This is a genomic window from Pseudomonas sp. Y39-6, from assembly GCF_023651955.1.
Classification (GTDB): domain Bacteria; phylum Pseudomonadota; class Gammaproteobacteria; order Pseudomonadales; family Pseudomonadaceae; genus Aquipseudomonas; species Aquipseudomonas veronii.
Genome location: NZ_CP069594.1, coordinates 1,156,040 through 1,174,076, shown reverse-complemented (window position 1 = coordinate 1,174,076; position 18,037 = coordinate 1,156,040). Strand labels below are relative to the sequence as shown.

At 60.1% G+C, this 18,037-nt stretch carries 13 protein-coding genes; 6 read left to right on the top strand and 7 right to left on the bottom strand.

Annotation, left to right across the window (positions count from 1 at the left end; all coding sequences use genetic code 11):
* Positions 1–48: 48 nt before the first annotated feature.
* The gene (gene rsmI / locus JN756_RS05325; RefSeq protein WP_162231502.1) at positions 49–954 is read right to left on the bottom strand and encodes a 16S rRNA (cytidine(1402)-2'-O)-methyltransferase; all 906 of its coding nucleotides are present in this window, start codon (positions 952–954) and stop codon (positions 49–51) included.
* A 187-nt stretch (positions 955–1,141) separates the two neighbouring features.
* Here rsmI and JN756_RS05320 point away from each other — a divergent pair, with 187 nt between their 5' ends.
* The 4 genes from JN756_RS05320 (at position 1,142) to JN756_RS05305 (ending at position 4,588) form a co-directional block, all read left to right on the top strand.
* Positions 1,142–2,953, top strand: coding sequence for a penicillin-binding protein activator (locus tag JN756_RS05320; protein ID WP_057004265.1), 1,812 nt, complete (start codon positions 1,142–1,144; stop codon positions 2,951–2,953).
* Positions 2,953–3,324, top strand: a complete 372-nt coding sequence (locus JN756_RS05315; protein WP_017845938.1) for a YraN family protein — start codon at positions 2,953–2,955, stop codon at positions 3,322–3,324. Before JN756_RS05320 ends, JN756_RS05315 begins: the two co-directional genes overlap by 1 nt.
* A gap of 92 nt (positions 3,325–3,416) precedes the next feature.
* On the top strand, positions 3,417–4,010 hold the full coding sequence (locus tag JN756_RS05310) for a phosphoheptose isomerase (protein WP_003171862.1): 594 nt from the start codon (positions 3,417–3,419) through the stop codon (positions 4,008–4,010).
* Positions 4,007–4,588 carry a BON domain-containing protein gene (locus JN756_RS05305; RefSeq protein ID WP_017845939.1) on the top strand — a complete coding sequence of 194 codons (582 nt, stop codon included), beginning with the start codon at positions 4,007–4,009 and terminating at the stop codon, positions 4,586–4,588. Before JN756_RS05310 ends, JN756_RS05305 begins: the two co-directional genes overlap by 4 nt.
* 68 nt (positions 4,589–4,656) lie before the next feature.
* Here the strand turns inward: JN756_RS05305 and JN756_RS05300 are convergent, their stop codons facing one another.
* The 6 genes from JN756_RS05300 to JN756_RS05275 form a co-directional block, all read right to left on the bottom strand.
* Complete coding sequence (locus JN756_RS05300) at positions 4,657–5,430, bottom strand: YiaD family glycine zipper/OmpA-like lipoprotein (protein WP_046384657.1); 774 nt, start codon at positions 5,428–5,430, stop codon at positions 4,657–4,659.
* Positions 5,431–5,641: 211 nt separating this feature from the next.
* Positions 5,642–6,286 (bottom strand): MBL fold metallo-hydrolase, encoded by a 645-nt coding sequence (locus JN756_RS05295; protein WP_046384658.1) that lies wholly within the window; start codon positions 6,284–6,286, stop codon positions 5,642–5,644.
* A gap of 126 nt (positions 6,287–6,412) precedes the next feature.
* A complete protein-coding gene (locus tag JN756_RS05290) occupies positions 6,413–9,142 on the bottom strand; it encodes a winged helix-turn-helix domain-containing protein (protein WP_057004263.1) in 2,730 nt (909 codons plus the stop codon).
* Positions 9,143–9,367: 225 nt separating this feature from the next.
* Positions 9,368–10,732: a DUF1329 domain-containing protein gene (locus JN756_RS05285; protein WP_046384660.1), complete on the bottom strand. Its 1,365-nt coding sequence runs from the start codon at positions 10,730–10,732 to the stop codon at positions 9,368–9,370.
* A 29-nt stretch (positions 10,733–10,761) separates the two neighbouring features.
* Positions 10,762–12,633, bottom strand: coding sequence for a DUF1302 domain-containing protein (locus tag JN756_RS05280; protein WP_046384661.1), 1,872 nt, complete (start codon positions 12,631–12,633; stop codon positions 10,762–10,764).
* 331 nt (positions 12,634–12,964) lie between these two features.
* The gene (locus JN756_RS05275) at positions 12,965–14,647 is read right to left on the bottom strand and encodes a fatty acid--CoA ligase (RefSeq protein ID WP_017845945.1); all 1,683 of its coding nucleotides are present in this window, start codon (positions 14,645–14,647) and stop codon (positions 12,965–12,967) included.
* A 256-nt stretch (positions 14,648–14,903) separates the two neighbouring features.
* Here JN756_RS05275 and JN756_RS05270 point away from each other — a divergent pair, with 256 nt between their 5' ends.
* Positions 14,904–16,943 carry a lipase family protein gene (locus JN756_RS05270; RefSeq protein WP_201021903.1) on the top strand — a complete coding sequence of 680 codons (2,040 nt, stop codon included), beginning with the start codon at positions 14,904–14,906 and terminating at the stop codon, positions 16,941–16,943.
* Positions 16,936–18,006: a hypothetical protein gene (locus JN756_RS05265; protein ID WP_046384663.1), complete on the top strand. Its 1,071-nt coding sequence runs from the start codon at positions 16,936–16,938 to the stop codon at positions 18,004–18,006. The genes JN756_RS05270 and JN756_RS05265 overlap by 8 nt, the downstream gene beginning before the upstream one ends.
* Positions 18,007–18,037: the final 31 nt, after the last annotated feature.

Here is an 18,037-nt window from a genome sequence, read left to right as displayed (position 1 = left end):
TGCAGCAATGCCATCACGTTCAGACGGAATACCGGTTTAACCCCGGAACTATTCGGCTTTCTGTTTATCCAGCGCGGCCTGATACAACACATTTTTACGCACCCCGGTGATTTCCGCCGCCAGCGCCGCCGCTCGCTTAAGGGGCATTTCCTTGAGCAGCAGATCCAAGACGCGCATGGCTTCGCCACCGACGGCGTCTTCATTTTCCGGCGCCGTCCAACCCGCCACCAGCACCACGCACTCGCCACGCTGCTGATTGCTGTCACCTTCGACAAACGCGCGCAGTTCTTCCAGCGGCAGCCCCTTGAGCGTCTCGAAGGTCTTGGTCAGCTCACGGGCCAGCAGCGCCAGGCGCTCGCCACCGAACACCAGCTCCATGTCCTGCAGGCATTCGAGGATACGATGCGGGGCTTCATAGAAGATCAGCGTGCGCGGTTCTTCCTTAAGCGCCTGAAGACGTGCGCGACGCCCCACCGCCTTGGCCGGCAGGAAACCTTCGAAGATGAAACGATCCGACGGCAACCCCGCGGCGGATAACGCCGCAATCAACGCGCATGCGCCCGGAACCGGCACTACATTGATACCCGCGGCACGCGCCTGACGGACCAGGTGGTAACCGGGATCGGAAATCAGCGGGGTACCGGCATCGGAAATCAGCGCCACATCGTCACCGGCCAGCAGGCGCGTGATAAAACGGCTGCCTTCTTCGCGCTCGTTATGTTCGTGGCAGGCCGCCAATGGCGTACTGATGCCGAAATGCTGCATCAAGCGCTGGGAGTGCCGAGTGTCTTCCGCAGCGATCAATTTAACGTCGCGCAACACTTTAAGCGCCCGGGCGCTGATGTCGTCCAGGTTGCCAATGGGCGTCGCCACGACAAAAAGCGAGCCTGCAGTGGAATTCAAAGGACCTGGAGCAGTCAAAACGCACACCTCGATGGTTGGCAAAAGCCACATTGTAGCGCGTCGACGCCGTGGAAATATGCCATCGAGATGGATGCCGTTTCAGCCGTCGGTCGGCCCTAGCCACCCAAACGCAACATTTGCACCACCTAAATTCACGGTTTCACGCCAGTAACATCGCGCCTGGGCCAGTGCTTGGGTACAATTCCACGCTAATTTGATCGGTATCAGGAACACTTACATGATCCCTTGCCTGCGGCTGCTCTCCGCCCTCTGCCTCGCTGCCTTGCTGGGCGCCTGTGCCAGCTCGCCCTCGTCCCGCCTTGGCGACCTGCCACGGACCCCGGATGCCAGTATCGAGCAACTGCTCGAACAGGCGACTACCGCCAACACGCCCGAAAAAGCTGCGTTGCTGCGCCTGAGCGCGGCCGACATGGCCTACCACCAGAACAACGCTGGCCGCTCGTCGCAGATTCTTGCGCAGGTGCCGCTGGATGTTCTCAAGCCCGCCGCGCAGGTGTTCGCCAACACCCTGGCCGCCGAACTGGCCATGACGCGCAACCAGCCCAAGGCCGCGCTGGCGGCGTTGAACCACCCCAGCCTGCAGAACCTGAAGGAGCTGCCGGCCGAACAGCAGGTCCGCACCGGCACCGTACATGCACGCGCCTATGAAGCCGACGGCCAGACCCTGGCCGCCGCTCGCGAGCGCGTGACCATGGCGCCACTGCTGACCGGCGACGCCGCCAAGAGCAACCATGAAGCCATCTGGGCGCTGATTGCCGCGCTGCCGGCCGAACAGCTGCAAGCCAGCGGCAACCCGACGCTCGACGGCTGGATCACCCTGGCCCAGGCGGTCAAGGGCGCCGGCACGCTGGAGCAACAGCAAGCCGCCATTGACACCTGGCGCGCGCAGAACCCCGGCCATCCGGCCGCCGTGCAACTGCCGACGCCGCTGACCAAACTCAAGGAACTGGCGAGCCAGCCGCTGAACAAGATCGCCCTGCTACTGCCGCAGGAGGGTCCACTGGCCACCGTGGCCAAGGCCCTGCGCGAAGGCTTCATGGCCGCGCATTACCAGGCTGAACAAGCCGGGCAGAAGCCGCCGGTCATCGAGTTCTATGACAGCTCGCGCCTGACCTCCCTCGACGACTTCTACGCCAAGGCCAAGGCTGCCGGCGTGCAATTGGTCGTCGGGCCGCTGGAAAAGCCGCTGGTCAAACAGCTCAGCGCGCGCCCGCAATTGCCGATTACCACCCTGGCGTTGAACTACAGCGAGACCGATCAAAACCCGGCGCAGTTGTTCCAGTTCGGCCTGGCGGCTGAAGACGAAGCTCGCGAAGTCTCGCGCCGCGCCCGTGCCGACGGCCTGCACCGCGCCGCTGCGATGGTGCCCCGTGGCGAATGGGGTGAGCGTGTCTACAAGGCCTTCCGCCAGGACTGGGAAGCCAACGGCGGCACCGTTGTCGGCGTCGAGTACGTCGACCAGCCGGTCGCCCTCGCCCAGCAGATTGCCGATCTGTTCCAACTGCGTAAAAGCGAAGGCCGTGCCAAGAGCCTGCAAAGCGCCGTCGGCACCGACGTCGCCGCACAACCTTCGCGTCGCCAGGATATCGAGTTCATCTTCCTGGCCGTCACCCCGCAACTGGCCCAGCAGATCAAGCCGACCCTGAACTTCCAGTACGCTGGCGACGTGCCGGTGTATGCGACGTCTCACGTGTTCAGCGCCAGCGGCGACAAGAACCAGTACCTGGACATGACCAACGTGATGTTCTGCGAAACCCCTTGGCTGCTCAACACCACCGACCCGCTGCGCAACCAGGTCGCTGCACAATGGCCGCAAGCCAATGGCAGCCTTGGCCGCCTGTACGCGATGGGCGTCGATGCCTACCGCCTGGCGCCACGCGTAGGCCAACTCAAGGCATTGCCGGATACGCGCATTGACGGCCTCTCGGGCAACCTGGGCATCAGCACACACCAGCGCGTTGACCGCCAGATGCCGTGGGCGAAGTTCGTCGGCGGCGAGGTCCAGCGTCTGCCCGATACCCCACGCTGATGCCCGAGCGGTCCAGCGCACAAAGCGGCAAGGATGCCGAACTTCAAGCGCTTGAGTATCTTCGACAACAGGGTCTGCGCCTTCTGGCGCAGAACTGGTTGTGTAAACGCGGCGAGCTTGATCTGGTCATGCTTGACGGCGATACAGTAGTATTCGTCGAAGTCCGCTACAGAAAACACGCACAATGGGGTGGCGCGCTCGCCAGTATCGACGGGCGCAAGCGTCAGAAGCTGATACTCGCCGCGCAGTTTTTCCTGCTCAAGGAGCATCGCTGGGCTGACTCCCCCTGCCGTTTCGATGTGGTTGCCATTGAAAGCACACCGTCTGGCAAAGCTGATTTGAACTGGCTCAAAGATGCCTTCGACAGCTGATTCGCCGGACATCTTCACCACATACTTTTGCTCTTTGCTTTGCGGGCTGCACATTCCTGTGCCAAATAGCCGCGCTACTTAAGGTCACACAGATGGACATGCAATCCCGAATTCGCCAGCTTTTCCAGGCCAGCATCGACACCAAGCAACAGGCGATGGACGTACTTGCACCGCACATCGAGCAAGCCAGTCAGGTCATGGTCAATGCCTTGCTCAACGAGGGCAAAATGCTTTCGTGCGGCAACGGCGGCTCGGCCGGCGATGCCCAGCATTTCTCGTCCGAGTTGCTCAACCGCTTCGAGCGCGAGCGTCCGAGCTTACCGGCCATTGCCTTGACCACCGATTCGTCGACGATCACCTCGATCGCCAACGACTACAGCTACAACGAAATCTTCTCCAAACAGATCCGCGCCCTGGGGCAACCGGGTGACGTGCTGCTGGCGATTTCCACCAGCGGCAACTCGGCGAATATTATTCAGGCGATCCAGGCCGCACATGATCGCGAAATGATTGTCGTAGCATTGACTGGCCGCGACGGCGGCGGCATGGCCTCGCTGTTGCTGCCCGAGGACGTGGAGATTCGCGTCCCGGCCAATGTCACCGCACGTATTCAGGAAGTCCACCTGCTGACGATCCACTGCCTGTGCGATCTGATCGACAGCCAACTGTTCGGGAGTGAAGAATGACCGTTAAACGCCTCAGCCTATTGGCGATTGCGCTGTGCCTCGGCATCAGCGGCTGCAGCACGGCAATCACCGCGACACGTGACACCCCCATCCAGGACGACAAGGGCACCCGCACCTTCGGCAGCAAGATTGACGACTCGTTGATCGAAACCAAGGTCGAGGTCAACGTCGCCAAGGCCGCTACGGACCTGGGCAATGGCGCGTCGCGCATCGTCGTGACCAGCTTCAACGGCGTGGTGCTGCTCGCCGGCCAAACGCCACGTGCCGAACTCAAGGCCCAGGCCGAACAAGCCGCCTCGGCCGTGCAGCGGGTCAAGAAGGTCCACAACGAATTGCAGGTAATGGACCCGATCACCCTGCTGGCCATCAGCAACGATGCGCTGCTGACCACCAAGATCAAGGCGCAGATGCTGACCGACAACGCCATTCCCGGTTCACGCATCAAAGTCGTCACCGACAACGGCATCGTTTACCTGATGGGCCTGCTGACCCAGGCAGAAGCGACCCGTGCGGCGAACTTAGTACAGGGTGTGTCCGGCGTACAGAAGATCGTGAAGGTGTTCGAGTACATCGATTGATGTAACCGACGGCCACAAAAAAGGGCGCCGTGCATTGATTGCACGGCGCCCTTTTTATTGGCTGCAGATTACTGGTATTGCGAGTACGGGTTGCCCTGGAACTGGTTGTTCTGCTGCGGCGCCTGTTGCTGGGCGCCTGGCTGGCCATACTGCTGGCCTGGGATTGGGCCCAGGTTCACTTCTACACGACGGTTCTGCGCGCGACCGTTGACGTCGGCGTTGCTGGCGATCGGATTATCCGGACCGGCACCACGAGCGCTCAGGTTGGCAGCGCTGACGCCTTGGGAGGTCAGATAGTTGGCCACGCTCTGCGCACGACGCTGGGACAGGTCCATGTTCAACTGGCGGCTGCCGGTGCTATCGGTGTAACCCACGATCTGGATGGTGTTCTGGCTGAACTGCTTGAGCGAGTTGGCCAGGTTGTTCAGCGGCGTATAGAAGCTGCTGGAGATCGCGTCCGAGTTGGTGGCGAAGGTGATGTTGCCCGGCATGATCAGTTTGATCTGATCGCCCTGGCGCTGAACCTCAACCCCGGTATTGGCCATGCTTTCGCGCAGTTTCTTTTCCTGCTGGTCGGCGTAGTAGCCATAACCCGCCGCACCTGCACCCGCGACGACGGCACCGATCAGTGCGCCCTTGCCACGGTTGTTATGGTCGATGGCTGCACCGGCCAACGCACCGGCCAGAGCGCCGAGGCCGCCGTACTTGACGGTCTTGCTCATGCCACCGGATTCATTACTCGCCTGTCCCTGGCTGCTACCGTCATACGGATTGGGTGAAGCACAGCCAGATAACATGGCTACGGCAGTAGCGACAACGAGCAGACGACGCGGAGTGAACATGGAGAAGCTCCTACTTTTGCACCCTGGGTGCAGAGGATATGGACAATGGATCTTTGCCGGGTTTTGAACGCGACAAACGGTAAAAATTCCGTGGACGTATCTTAACCTGTAACAAAAAACGCAGGACTATCGTCGCGACACAAACCGTAGCAGACACACGCTGAACACACGCTGAGTTTTTTGCTACAGGGCTTGACCGCCTACGTTGCAATCATGCGCGCACAAAGGGGTTCTCGCGCATCTCGTCACCGAGTCGCGTCTCCGGCCCGTGACCGGTCACCACCGTCGCCGCCTCATCCAGCGTATACAGGCGCTGCTTGATCGAGCGCACAATCGCCGCTTGGTCCCCGCCCCACAAATCCGTGCGGCCTACGCCCCGGCGAAACAACGTATCTCCAGCGATCAGCAGCTTGGCATCGGCAAACCAGAAACTCATCGACCCCGGCGTGTGCCCCGGCGTATGCAATGCGACGCCGCAACCGCAAGCCAGCTCTTCATCGTCGGCCAGCCAACGGTCCGGCGACGGCACCGGCGTATACGGCACGCCAAACGTCTGGCACTGCATCTCCAGGTTATCCCAGAGGAACTGGTCGGCCTTGTGCAAATGCAGGGTCGCGCCGGTCTTCTCCTTCAACTGGCCGGACGCCAGGAAGTGATCCAGGTGAGCATGGGTGTGAATGATGCTCACCACCTTGAGGCCCAGCGCCTCGAGCCGCGCCAGGATCAGTTCGTGATTGCCGCCGGGGTCGACCACGATGGCTTTTTTACTGATGGGGTCGCCGATGATGGTGCAGTTGCACTGCAAAGGGCCGACGGGGAAGGTTTCGCGGATAAGGGTCGGCTTTGCGGTGTCCATGAACGGTCCTCTTGTGCAAACGGCATAGGGTTTCCGGGCGACTGTCGCCAGAATGATTGCACTATTAAACCAGACTGGAGCGGCGTCGCACCTCAACGCAAGCAAGCTCGCCAGCGGACTCAGGCTTTAACCAATCAACCGCAGCTCCTGCGCCCGCGCGACCGCCTGGGTGCGCCGCTCCACGCCGAGCTTGCTGTTGATATGGCTGGCGTGGGTCTTGACCGTGTGCAGGGAGATGAAGAGTCGGTTACTGATCTCCTGGTTCGAACAGCCCTGGGCGATCAGTTGCAGCACTGCCAGCTCGCGGGCGCTCAGGGTTTCATGGTTGGGCGCCGGCTCGCTGACAGCAACGGCCGGCAGCAGCGCCAACAGGCTCTGGTTCAATAAACCATGGGGGTCTTGGCCGAGTTGATCGCGCATCCAGTCGGGATACCCTTCAAGCAGGCGCTGGAAGGGTTGCAGCGCGCCGCCGGCTCCGGCTTCCAGGGCGCGAACCAACACCTCGCGCGCCTTGGCCTCCTGGCCGCTCTCCAGCAGCAACTGCGCCTGCTGGGTCAGCGCCATCAGGGCAATCATCTGGCGGCCGCTGCCATGAGCGTGTTGCGCCAGGTCTTCGAGGCGCTGCAGGGCCGCCGCCGGTTGATGGCGGATCGCATCCAACGCGGCTTGCTGCAGCTCGATATGCTGCGGCAGGTGCGGATGAAACTCCGGGGCCGCCGCCGCGTGTGCGCCGTTGTAGGTTTGCCCCAGGCGGGTCAGCCAGGCGTCGGCCAGGTCGGTACGCCCCTGGGCCAACCAGAGCTCGCATTTGATCAGGGTGATCATTGCCAGGTAGTAAATCGGCGGCACGTCCCAGATGTGCATCAGGCGTTCGGCCTCGGCCAGTTCGGCGAAGGCTTTGGGGAAGTCGCCGCGGCGCCCTTCGAAGTTGGCAATCACGCAATGCCCGATCAGCACGCTGATATCCCGGCAGGCGCGGGCTTCGGCCAGGCCGGCGCGCAGGCGGACCAGGCCGGCTTCAGGCTGACAACGCGCGAGCAGCAGGTAGCCTTCGTAAAGCGCTAATCGGGCGCGCACGGCGTACAACCGTTGGGGCGAAAGGTCGTGCAAGCGTTGCAGGCCCTGGTGTACTTCATCCAGCGAGCGCAGGATTTCACCCCGCGCCTGCAAGACCCGGGCACGGTCGTAATGGGCCAGGGCCTCAAACAGCGGGTTGCCGACACGCTGCGCCAATTCGAGGGATTCGCGGTTCAAGCCACGGGCGCGCCACAGGTCGGCATCGACGATCGCCAGGTTGGAGAGGGTCGACAGGCACATCAGGCGCTGACCATAACGGCGCTGCGGCAGGCTTTCCAAGGCTTCACTGCAATAGCGCTGAGTCAGCTCGCGGTCGCCTCGGCCCCGGGCGATGATCCCGCTCAGCGCCAGCCACTGCGCCAGCATCGACTTCTGCGCAGTGGCCGATGGCGCCGGCAGGAAGCGGCTGAGATAGCCGGACAGTTCTTCCGCCGCATCCAGCTGGCACGCCAGGCCCAAGGCCCAGCTGTACAGCACGATCAACCGGGGCGTGCTGATCAGCAGGCTGTCGGGCAAGTCCATTTTCCAGCGTAGGAGCATGCCAACGTTCTGCTCGGCCAGCAGTTGCTCCTCGGAGAGGTTCTGCACCAGGTTCGCCGCCACATCCAGATGACCGGCGCGCAGCGCCTGCTCGACCGCTTCATCGATCAGCCCCTGGGCGTTGAACCAGCGACAGGCGCGCAGGTGCAGGCTGGCGGGCGGCAGCACGGCGCTGCTCGCGCGCCGGGTGCGCAGCAGGTCGGAAAACAAATGGTGATAACGGAACCAGTGCCCCTGCTCGTCCAGCGGCACCAGAAATACCTGATGAGCCTGCAAGTAACGCAGGATTTCCGCGCTGTCGTGGGCATCGCGTATGGCGTCGCACAGTTCACTGCAAAAGCGTTCCTGCGAAGCGGTTTCATAGAGGAATGCCTGGACTTCCGCCGGCAGGCAATCAATCACTTCTTCCAGCAAATAGTCGCGTATCAAGCCTTCGCCGCCGTGCAGGCTCTGCGGCAAGGCGCCCTCATTCCCCGCTTCGGAGGCCGCCAACAGCCAGAAACGCAAACCAGCGACCCAGCCTTCACTGCGCCGGATCAAATTATCCAGCGCCTCGCCGCGCAGCGAACTGCTGTGGCGATCCAACACCGCCAGGGATTCGGCGTGGGTCAGGCGCAGGTCTTGCTCATGCAGCTCCAGCAGGTGCCGAGACAGGCGCAAGCGCGCCAGGTGCCAGTCGGGGCGCTGGCGACTGGTAACCAGCACCAGCAGGCCATCGGGCAAATGATTGAGGAAAAATTGCAGACAGCGATCAAGCACCGGGCCCTGGGCCAAATGGTAGTCATCCAGCACCAGCAACAAAGGCGCACGCGTGGACAACTGCAGCGCCAGCTCATCGAGCAAGCCATCGAGCCATTCTTCGAAGGCAAACGGTTGATGACGCTGACGCATTTTCAGCAGGCCCAGGGATTGCGCACCCAGTTGCGGGAAGTATTGCTGCAAGCCGTCAAGCAGGCGCTCGAGAAAACGCCCGGGGTCGTTATCCCGTGGGCTCAGGCCCAGCCAAAGGCTTTGCCAATGGGCGGGCAGACTCTGGCAGAACTCGACCGCCAGCGAACTCTTGCCGAACCCAGCCGGCGCGCAGACCAGCAGCAATCGCCCTTCCAGGCCAGCGCTCAGCCGTTCGCACAGGCGCGGTCGCAGCACGTAGCCGTCAGGCAGCGGAGGTCTGTAGAAGCGACCTTCCAGGGTCGGAATCACCGCGCTGGCAGGCCCCTGGATTCGGGACAGATCAGTCATCGCCGGGCTCTTGTAGAAGGCTGTTGTCGGCATTGCAGATGTCCGCAGACTAGCGGTAAAAGCGGCGGTTTTGTAGATCTTTGCAACATTTGCCTGAAAAAGAACTGCGACAAGAAATGTGAGAGGGGGCTTGCTCCCGATTGCGCTGGGGCAGCCAATAGAATTCTTGGCTGTCAGACCGCTATCGGGGGCAAGCCCCCTCCCACATTTGGCTACGCGTGCAGCTTAGCGAACACCGTCCTGGCGCAGGGCCGCCGGGCTGAAGTCGCTGATGCCGGCGGTGAAGCCGAAGTCATACGCCTGTTTCTCTTCGTTCTTCATGCCCAGGGCCAGGTAGCGGCCGGACTGCAGGTCGTAGAGGGTTTCCAGGGCGTACCACGGCACTTGTTTGTCGTAGTAGTTCTCGGCATGGGCTTCGGCGACGCGCCACAGTTGGCCGCGACCGTCGTAGTGGTCGATCACGGCCGCTTGCCAGGTGTCTTCGTCGATGAAGAAGTCACGCTTGGCGTAGATGTGGCGCTGGCCTTCCTTCAGGGTCGCGACCACATGCCACACGCGGCGCAACTCGTAGCGTGCGAGGTCCTGGTTGATGTGGCCGGCCTTGATGATGTCGACATACTTGAGTTTCGGATCGTCGATCTTGTAGCTGTTGGAGGCGATGTAGATTTCTTTCTTGCCTTCCAGTTTCCAGTCGTAGCGGTCCGGCGCACCGTTGTACATGTCGAGGTTGTCGGAGGTACGCAGGCCGTCGGCAGCGGTACCCGGCCCGTCATAAGACACTTGCGGCGCCCGGCGTACACGGCGCTGGCCGGCGTTGTAGACCCACGCCGAGCGCGGTTCCTTCACCTGGTCGAGGGTTTCGTGAACCAGCAGCACACCACCGGCCAGACGTGCCGGTGCGGTCACTTGCTGCTTGAAGTAGAACAGCACGTTGCCGGGGTTTTTCGGGTCGAAGTCCTTCATTTTGTCGCGGAACACGAACTGGTCTTTGAAATACACCAGGCTGAACGAACCGTTGGTCTGCGGCGTGGCCTGGGTCACCAGGCGGGTCACGCTGCCGCCGCGATAGCGGGTGATGTGGTTCCAGATGACTTCAACGCCACTTTTCGGAATCGGGAACGGCACGGCGGTTTCGAAGTTTTCCAGACCGTTACCGCCGGACACCAGGTTGGTGTTGGTGGCGTTCTTCTTGATCGAGGCGAACACCTCGGCCGGTACAGTGGCGCCGCGATGGGTCGGGTAGACCGGCATCTTGAAGGTGTCCGGGTAGCGCTTGAACATCGCGTACTGCCCCGGCGCCAGCTTGTCTTTGTATTGCTCGACGTTTTGCGCGGTGATGGTGAATTGCGGTTGTTCGCTGGCATAAGGGTTGGCCAGGAAACCACGGGCGTCGACGGCGCCGGCATTCGTCGGCAACGGCGACCATTTAGGAATGGTGCCTGCGGCGTTACCGGCCATTTCGGCGCCCATCGGGGTCAGGGTCGTGCCCAGCTTGGCGGCCTCATCCGCCGACACCGCCGCCATGACGTTACTCGCCAGGATCGACAGCCCAAGCACACCGACGTGCAACAGACTTTTAGTTATTTTCATGTTCTGGTTCTTCCTGAAATGCAGTGTGCTTAGAAGTTGGCGCCGACGCTGAGGGCGATGAAATCACGGTCGTCCACAGTGGAATACTTACCGCCGAAGAAGTTGGTGTAGGCCAAGCTCGCGGTGTAGGTATTCTGGTATTCAGCATCCAGGCCGAGACTGACAGCCTTGCGACCTTCTTCGAAGTTGCCGCCAGGGCCTGGCGAATAACCGCTGACGTCATGGGACCAGGCCACGTTGGGCTTGAGGTTCACACCCGCGAACACATCCGGGTATTCCCAGATTGCCCGGCCGCGATAGCCCCAGGAGTTGGCGGTGGTAAAGCCGTCATTGTTGCAGTTGGCCGTCAGGTTACTGCGGTCTGTACCTGCGCCCGCACCGGCAATGGTTCCCGCGTTGAGCGTCGCGCACAGTGGGCCTTCCCCAGGACCAAATACCGGATCACGCCCGTAGCGCGCTTTCGAGCTGCTTTCCAGGCCGCCGACGTGGGTCAGCCCCACTTCGCCCACCAGTGTCAGCCGGCTGGCGCCCATGACCTGATCAAAGAAGTGCGTAAAGGTGGTCTGGAGTTGGGTGATTTCCTTGCGGCGATAGCCATTCAGATCCTGACCGGCGGCGCCCTTGAGCGGGGAAGCACCGTTCAAGCCTATCAACGGCGTAACGCCCGCGTACAAGATGTCGGTGGTATTGAGCTGAACCGGCGCGTTCGGCCGGTAGCTGATCTCGCCGCTCCACGCTGTGCCGGTAGGCAAGGTCGTCGAGAAGCTCAAACCGTACAAGCGAATGTCTTCTGGATATTCGACGAAGTAGCTGGAGTTACCGGCCACGATGAGTGGACGCAGGCTACTGGCTGGCGTGGACGTCAATGCGTTAGCCGCGGCGTAAGTCGCAGCCGATGCGCCCTTGGCGCTGAAAATCGGCGCACGGCTGTGGTAGTTCATGAAATAAGCGCCGAACTCAGTGTCCAGCGGCTCGAAGTTGTAGTGCATGGCCACACCGAACTGCCCGCTATCGCGTGCGTCACGATCAGAACCGCGCTTGACCAGTACACCTTCGTCATTGATGTCGACGCCAAACCGATTCATCAGCGGCAAACCACCACCCGCAGCGATGACAGAGCGCTTGCTGAGCAACCGCAGGTTGTCATTGCAGCCGCCTGTAATGACGTCCGCCTGGGAGAAAAACGTCCCGCAGTTATCGGTGACGGTCTTCTCCCAATCCAACTGATAGAAGCCTTCCGCCGACAGGTTTTCGGTCAGTGTCTGCGACACATAGAACATGTTGACCGGAATCAGGCCTTCCTTGATCTCGGCACCCGGGCGACGGAACGCCGCTACGTCAATCGGGTTGATGGAGTTGATGCCGCCGCCGATGAAGGTACTTTCGCCCCAACTTACAACCTGTTTACCGAAACGCACGGAACCGGGCTCATCGGCAATCGAGTAGTTGTGATAAATGAAGGCGTCGAGAATTTCCCCGCCGGAAGACCGGGCGCCCATAGGACGGCCGTTGTCACTGATGTCCTTGAACTCACGATTTTCGTCCTTGAGTTCAAAGTCATACCAATATTTGCCGCGAACAAACACACCGGTGTCGCCGTATTTCAGTTCCAGGTCATGGATGCCCTTGAAGATTTTCGAGAACGTCTCGCCGCGCTTGAAGTTCAAATGGCCGTCATCGGAGGTCTGGGACAAGCCCTTGCCGCCATTGTTGACGCCGATCAGATCGCGGTTGGCCTTGGCTGTCGACCAACTGGCCCCCACGGAAAGAGAGGAGTCAAAATTCCCTTCGATTTCACCGATATTGAAACTGACGCCGAATGCCGGCCCGGCGAGCGTAGAAGCGAGACTGACGGCCAGGGGCAATCTTGCCCGGCGCCAGAACTGATTTACTGAGGTCATCGACGCTACTCCATGTGCATTATTGTTATGGCAGTGAGTTCTTTCGGTGATGCATGTAACGGCCGGAATACAACGATTCCAATGCCGCCCGGCAACCGAGCCCCCATGGCTCGAAGCGCAACATCCTTGAAAAACTCTGAGAGGGACTATAGCCAGCAGGGGGTACCGCTTGATCCCTCTAAAGTGTGATTTGCATCACCGACCCGTCTGCCACAGCCCTTTTGCCACGTCGACGAAGGCCGACGCGGCAAGGATGGCTGAAAATCGGCAAATCACAAGTGAAGCCGCGAGATAGAGCATTGCCGTGCCCGAACGGGCACGGCGAAAGGTATCAAAGGGTAGAGAGGAACGTACTGTTGTTGGCCTGCCACTCAATGATGTCGACGCGGATACGTTTTTTGTCGAGCTTGCCGACACTGGTCTTGGGAATTTCAGTAACAATGGCGATCTGGTTTGGAATCGCCCACTTGCTCAAGTGGCCCAACTCCACGAACGGCTTGAGGTGCTCCTTGAGTTCACGGGCGCCTATCACATGGCCATCACGCACCACCAGCAACGCAAACGGGCGCTCGCCCCACTGCGGATCGGCGATGCCCACCACCGCTACTTCGCGTACCGCCGGGTGGCGGCTGACCAGGTCTTCCAGAGCCAGGGACGAGATCCACTCGCCGCCGGTCTTGATCACGTCCTTGATGCGGTCGCGGATATCGATCACCCCAAACGCGTCGAGGGTCGCCACGTCGCCGGTGTGCATCCAGCCGCCTTCCCACAGCTCGGCGCCCTTTTGCGGCTCGTTGTAGTAACCCTCGGTCAACCACGGCGCGCGTAGCACCAGTTCGCCCTGGGACTCGCCATCGGCGGGCAGGAAATGCCCGTCGCTGTCAATGATCGCCGCTTCCACCAACGGCCCGGGCACACCGGCCTTGATGCGGTAAGTGGTGCGCTCGTCCTCGGTGCCGGCCATCAGCTCATCGTTGAGATGGGCGCAGGACACCAACGGCCCGGTCTCGGACATACCATACGCGGCGGTCAGTTGAATCCCACGGGCCTTGGCCGCTTCATACAGCGTGCGATTGAGGGCGCTGCCGCCGATGACGATTTTCCAGCCGCCAAAGTCCACGCCCTGGGCGGCCTTGGCGTTGAGCACCATTTGCAGGATGGTCGGCACACAGTGGGAAAAGGTGACCTTCTCCTTGCGCCACAGCTCCACCAGGTATTCCGGATCGTAACGCCCGGGGTAGACCTGTTTCAGGCCCAGCATGGTGGCCACATACGGCAGGCCCCAGGCATGCACGTGGAACATCGGCGTGATCGGCATGTACACGTCGTTGGTGCCCAGCAAGCGCACGCTGTCGACACTGCCCATGATGGTCGCCACGCCGATGGTGTGCAGCACCAATTGGCGATGGGTGAAGTACACACCCTTGGGGTTGCCGGTGGTGCCGGTGGTATAGAAGGTGGTGGCGACGGAATTTTCGTCGAAATCCTCGAAATCGTATTTCGGGCTGGCGGCGGCCAGCAGGGTTTCGTACTCCCCCACCAGGTTCGGCAGTTCAGCGGTTTTCTCGGCCGCATCGGTCAGCAACAAGGTTTTGTCGACGGTGGTGAGCTGCCCGGCAATCGCCTGGTAGAGCCCCACGAACTCGCTGTTGACCAGCACAAAGCGGTCCTCGGCGTGGTTCATGGTGTAGAGAATCTGTTCCGGCGACAGGCGCACGTTGATGGTATGAATCACCGCGCCGATCATCGGGATGGCGAACATGCATTCCAGGTAACGGTGGCTGTCCCAGTCCATCACGGCAACGGTATCACCAGCCTTGACCCCGGCTTCGGTGAGCACATTGGCCAGGCGCGCGACCCGCTCGATCAGGGTTGGATAGGTGTAGCGCAGCTTGTCGCGATAGATGATTTCCCGGGTCTTCTCATAGCGGGCCCCGGACATGAGCAGGCGTTTGATCAACAGCGGATATTGGTACGCACCTTCGGCGGGCGGGATAACACGGGTCTGCAACATACGAATCCCTTTTTATGACTGCACGGTCTCGGCTTGAAGACCTGCACTGTAGAGACGTTAGGTGTCGACCAAATCAGCCAAAGGAATGATTTGCAGCCTGCTGCGAATGATAGCTTTGCGCCAACATTCTCTTCGGGACATGAGCAAATTAGATCAGGAAGCACCCTTCGCTGAAAGGCGAACCTTCCGACATTCGTCACGGATAGCAACTCTTTACGCTTTGGACTTTCGTCGCATCCATCGCTAAAGGACCGCTATGCACAACGATCCCATGCACCGCACGGACACACTCAACCCGAACAAGGATTTCATCGGCGGCAAACAGAAACGGCATTGGATAGAGTTCCAATTGCTGGATGAGCAGGGCGAGCCCCTGGCGAACCTGCCTTACCGTGCGGTGAATGAGGCCACTCGTGAGCGTGTTGTGCCGGAGTTTCTTGGCCGCAGCGATGCCGAGGGGGTGATTCGCGTTGAGGGCTTGCATCCGCTGCCTATCACGTTGTTGATGGAGGCCAACCCTTTGGCCGATCAACTGCAAACGCGTCGTTTGCGTGCTGAGCGCGCAGAGCCGCCTCGACCGGTTATCGGGGATCGTACACCGCTGTATGGCCCGCAACGCCCAGACTTTTCGCCGATTGAGAAGCAGGCGCTGGCTGCGGGACGCTGTTACCACTATCTGCGAATCGGTCAATTATGTGACCAACAACCAACATTCCAGCCCCCCTTGAATGATTCGAATAAGCTACCGGCGTTTCATTTCCCGGAACGAAAGTTCAACGGCTTCACCGTCAGTGGCGATGAACTGGACCGTCGTCATGTGCTGGAAGTCTGCCCATTTCGCGCCTGGTCTCTGATGTTGCATCACCAGTCTGGGTACAGCCTGGTCAATGCCTACAACCTGGGGTTGATGAGTATTTTGGCGTATAGCACGCGGGATGAACGCGAACTGGGTTCCGTCAACGAGTTTTTCGAGCAGCAATGCCTGGATTTGTCACGTACACCTCGGGTTTGGGATAACGGCCAGGCATGGCCATGTGTGGTGGTTGATGTGCCTTTTAGTGATCGTTATTTGACGATCAAAGCCTTGGATACCGCTAAGGCAGACGTGCCGGAAGGTCATACCCAGCTGCTTTACGCTATCAGTGCATCCCAGGCGTTGGTGGCGTGGCGCGGCACTGAGACGGAAGGGCTTGCTGACCTCATCACCGATGCGACCTTTCGTCCTGTGAAACCGGAGATCGCTGCGGTTTGCGAGCCTAAGGTTCCTTGCCCTGACCTTACTGCTGTGGGCAGTGTGCACCTTGGCTTTCGCGATGCCTTTGAGGTGGCGAGAAGAGTTTTTGATACTGATTTTGGCAAGACGATTCTTGGTGGTGCTCGCGATAAAAAATTGTTCATTTGCGGCCATAGCCTGGGCGGCGCGCTTGGCCTCATCCACGCGGCCTCGCTGAAAAACCATAACCCTCTGCTCTACACCTACGGCATGCCCCGCACCTTCACCCTCCACGCCGTACAGTTTTTGGGCGACCTATGGCACTTTCGCCATGTCAATGACATGGACGCCATTCCTCGCGTGCCCCCCGAGGCCGCGCTGGACAATTACCTATATGACGCCTATGGCCCTGTCGGCCTGCTCGCTGGGTTTAGTTGGTCGCTACGTCAAGCCGTCTCCAGCGCAGTATTCAAACATGAAGACCCGTTCAGCCATCACGGTGAGATCGCCATGTTTTTCCGGGCCAAGCAACACCAGCAACAGGAGATCACACCATACCCCGCTTACCGCAAACCCGATGGCACGCCCTATCGCAGCACTATCGCCTACGAACTGCCGGAAAAAGCCAAGCTGTATTTGGTCCCCAGTCTGAGCGAGGACGGTGACCAGCAAGTCGAGCAGGCCACGCAGTGCCTGAACACATCGCTGAACGCCGAAAGCCGGGCCCGGTTCTTCCCTCGCTACAGCAACCCGGCGACGGGTCGAATGCCGCGTATTGGCGATCACTTCATGTCGCAATACCAACCCTATATCCATAACCAATTACTGGAATCGATTGATGCAGAGCGCGATCCGTTGCTGGAGCGACAGGTCCAACGGCGCAAGTTCGAACAACAGCTAAAGGATTACTACGGGAGCATTCACGAGGACGAACTGACCCGCAATCGCGTGTTCCTCGACTTACAGCGCCTGGTAGACCAAGCCCTGCATATCACCCAGCGAGTAGCAGGTGGCACCGAGGCGCTGCAGCGTTTTAACGCCATTGCCGACCCAAAAGCTTATTACGAGAAGACCGATGGTTAAGCCGATCAACACGCGAAAGAACAAAATCCGGTTTCTCCGCCTGCTCACTGTTGTGTGCGCGATGTTTTTTAGCCTCAGTGGATGCCGTCAGGATTACAGTCTGGCGCCGCCTGCCAACAGCGAAAAAATAACCGTCACCGTGAAACTGCCCAAGGAGCTAAAAACCGAAACCATGTGGGTGATGTACCGCTCGCCCATTTGTAAGCGTGTCGACTACGGCGCCAGCGGCCAGCGCACTGAACGGGATGGTCATCACTCGGTTTACAAGGAACTGGAGCGCCAGGGGCAGAGTGATCTCTACCAAGTAGAACTGCCGAAAGATGGCGGTGGCGCGTGCCGCTGGCATTTGGCGAATGTGACCTTTGGCGTGGCTTATGCCGATCCGACGCGTTTTGGCGAGAATGTGACTTCAGGGGGAGGGGGCGGCGTGGTTGTGATATTTGACTACAACGACTCGCCACGGGGAGGAGCTGATATCAAGGTTGAAGGCGATCTGACGATCAAGAAGGATTACTACCCTTGGGTCGATGAAGAGTTTTTGGGGCCTTACAAAAAAACTGTGGGCTTGGCCGGCGAGGGCAGCATTTACCTCAGTTACCAAGCATTACAGGCGCGGCAGGTATATTTCGAACCAGTCATACATTCCGATTTCATAGTTTATTCGGCGGGGCCAAAGGAAAAAAAGGAGGGAAACCACACCGCTTTCACCTATCCCGACGGCAATGTCGTGGCAGATGGTCAATCGACGCCAGACTTCTGGAAACTACAAAGCCTGCGCACAGGACGCGCCCCCGAGTGTTTTTCACGCTGGCGTTATGCCGATTGTCGGGACCCCCGCCCGCAGCTGTTACCCGACTGGCTCCCAGAACCGGATAAGCCCGGGTTTGGGCGCTACCTCATTGTGGACGAATGGGGGAAAAGACTGCCTTCGTATAGCTATAGGCTGGTCGGTAACAACGGTCAAATATTCGAGGAGAAGACAGATGTCGAGGGGCTTACCGACCCCTTACCGGAGAGCGCCCATCCAGTACGTGAAGTCGATTTCCCCAACAGGAGATGGTGATGCCGCCTATACAAAAATTGGCTTTCGAACC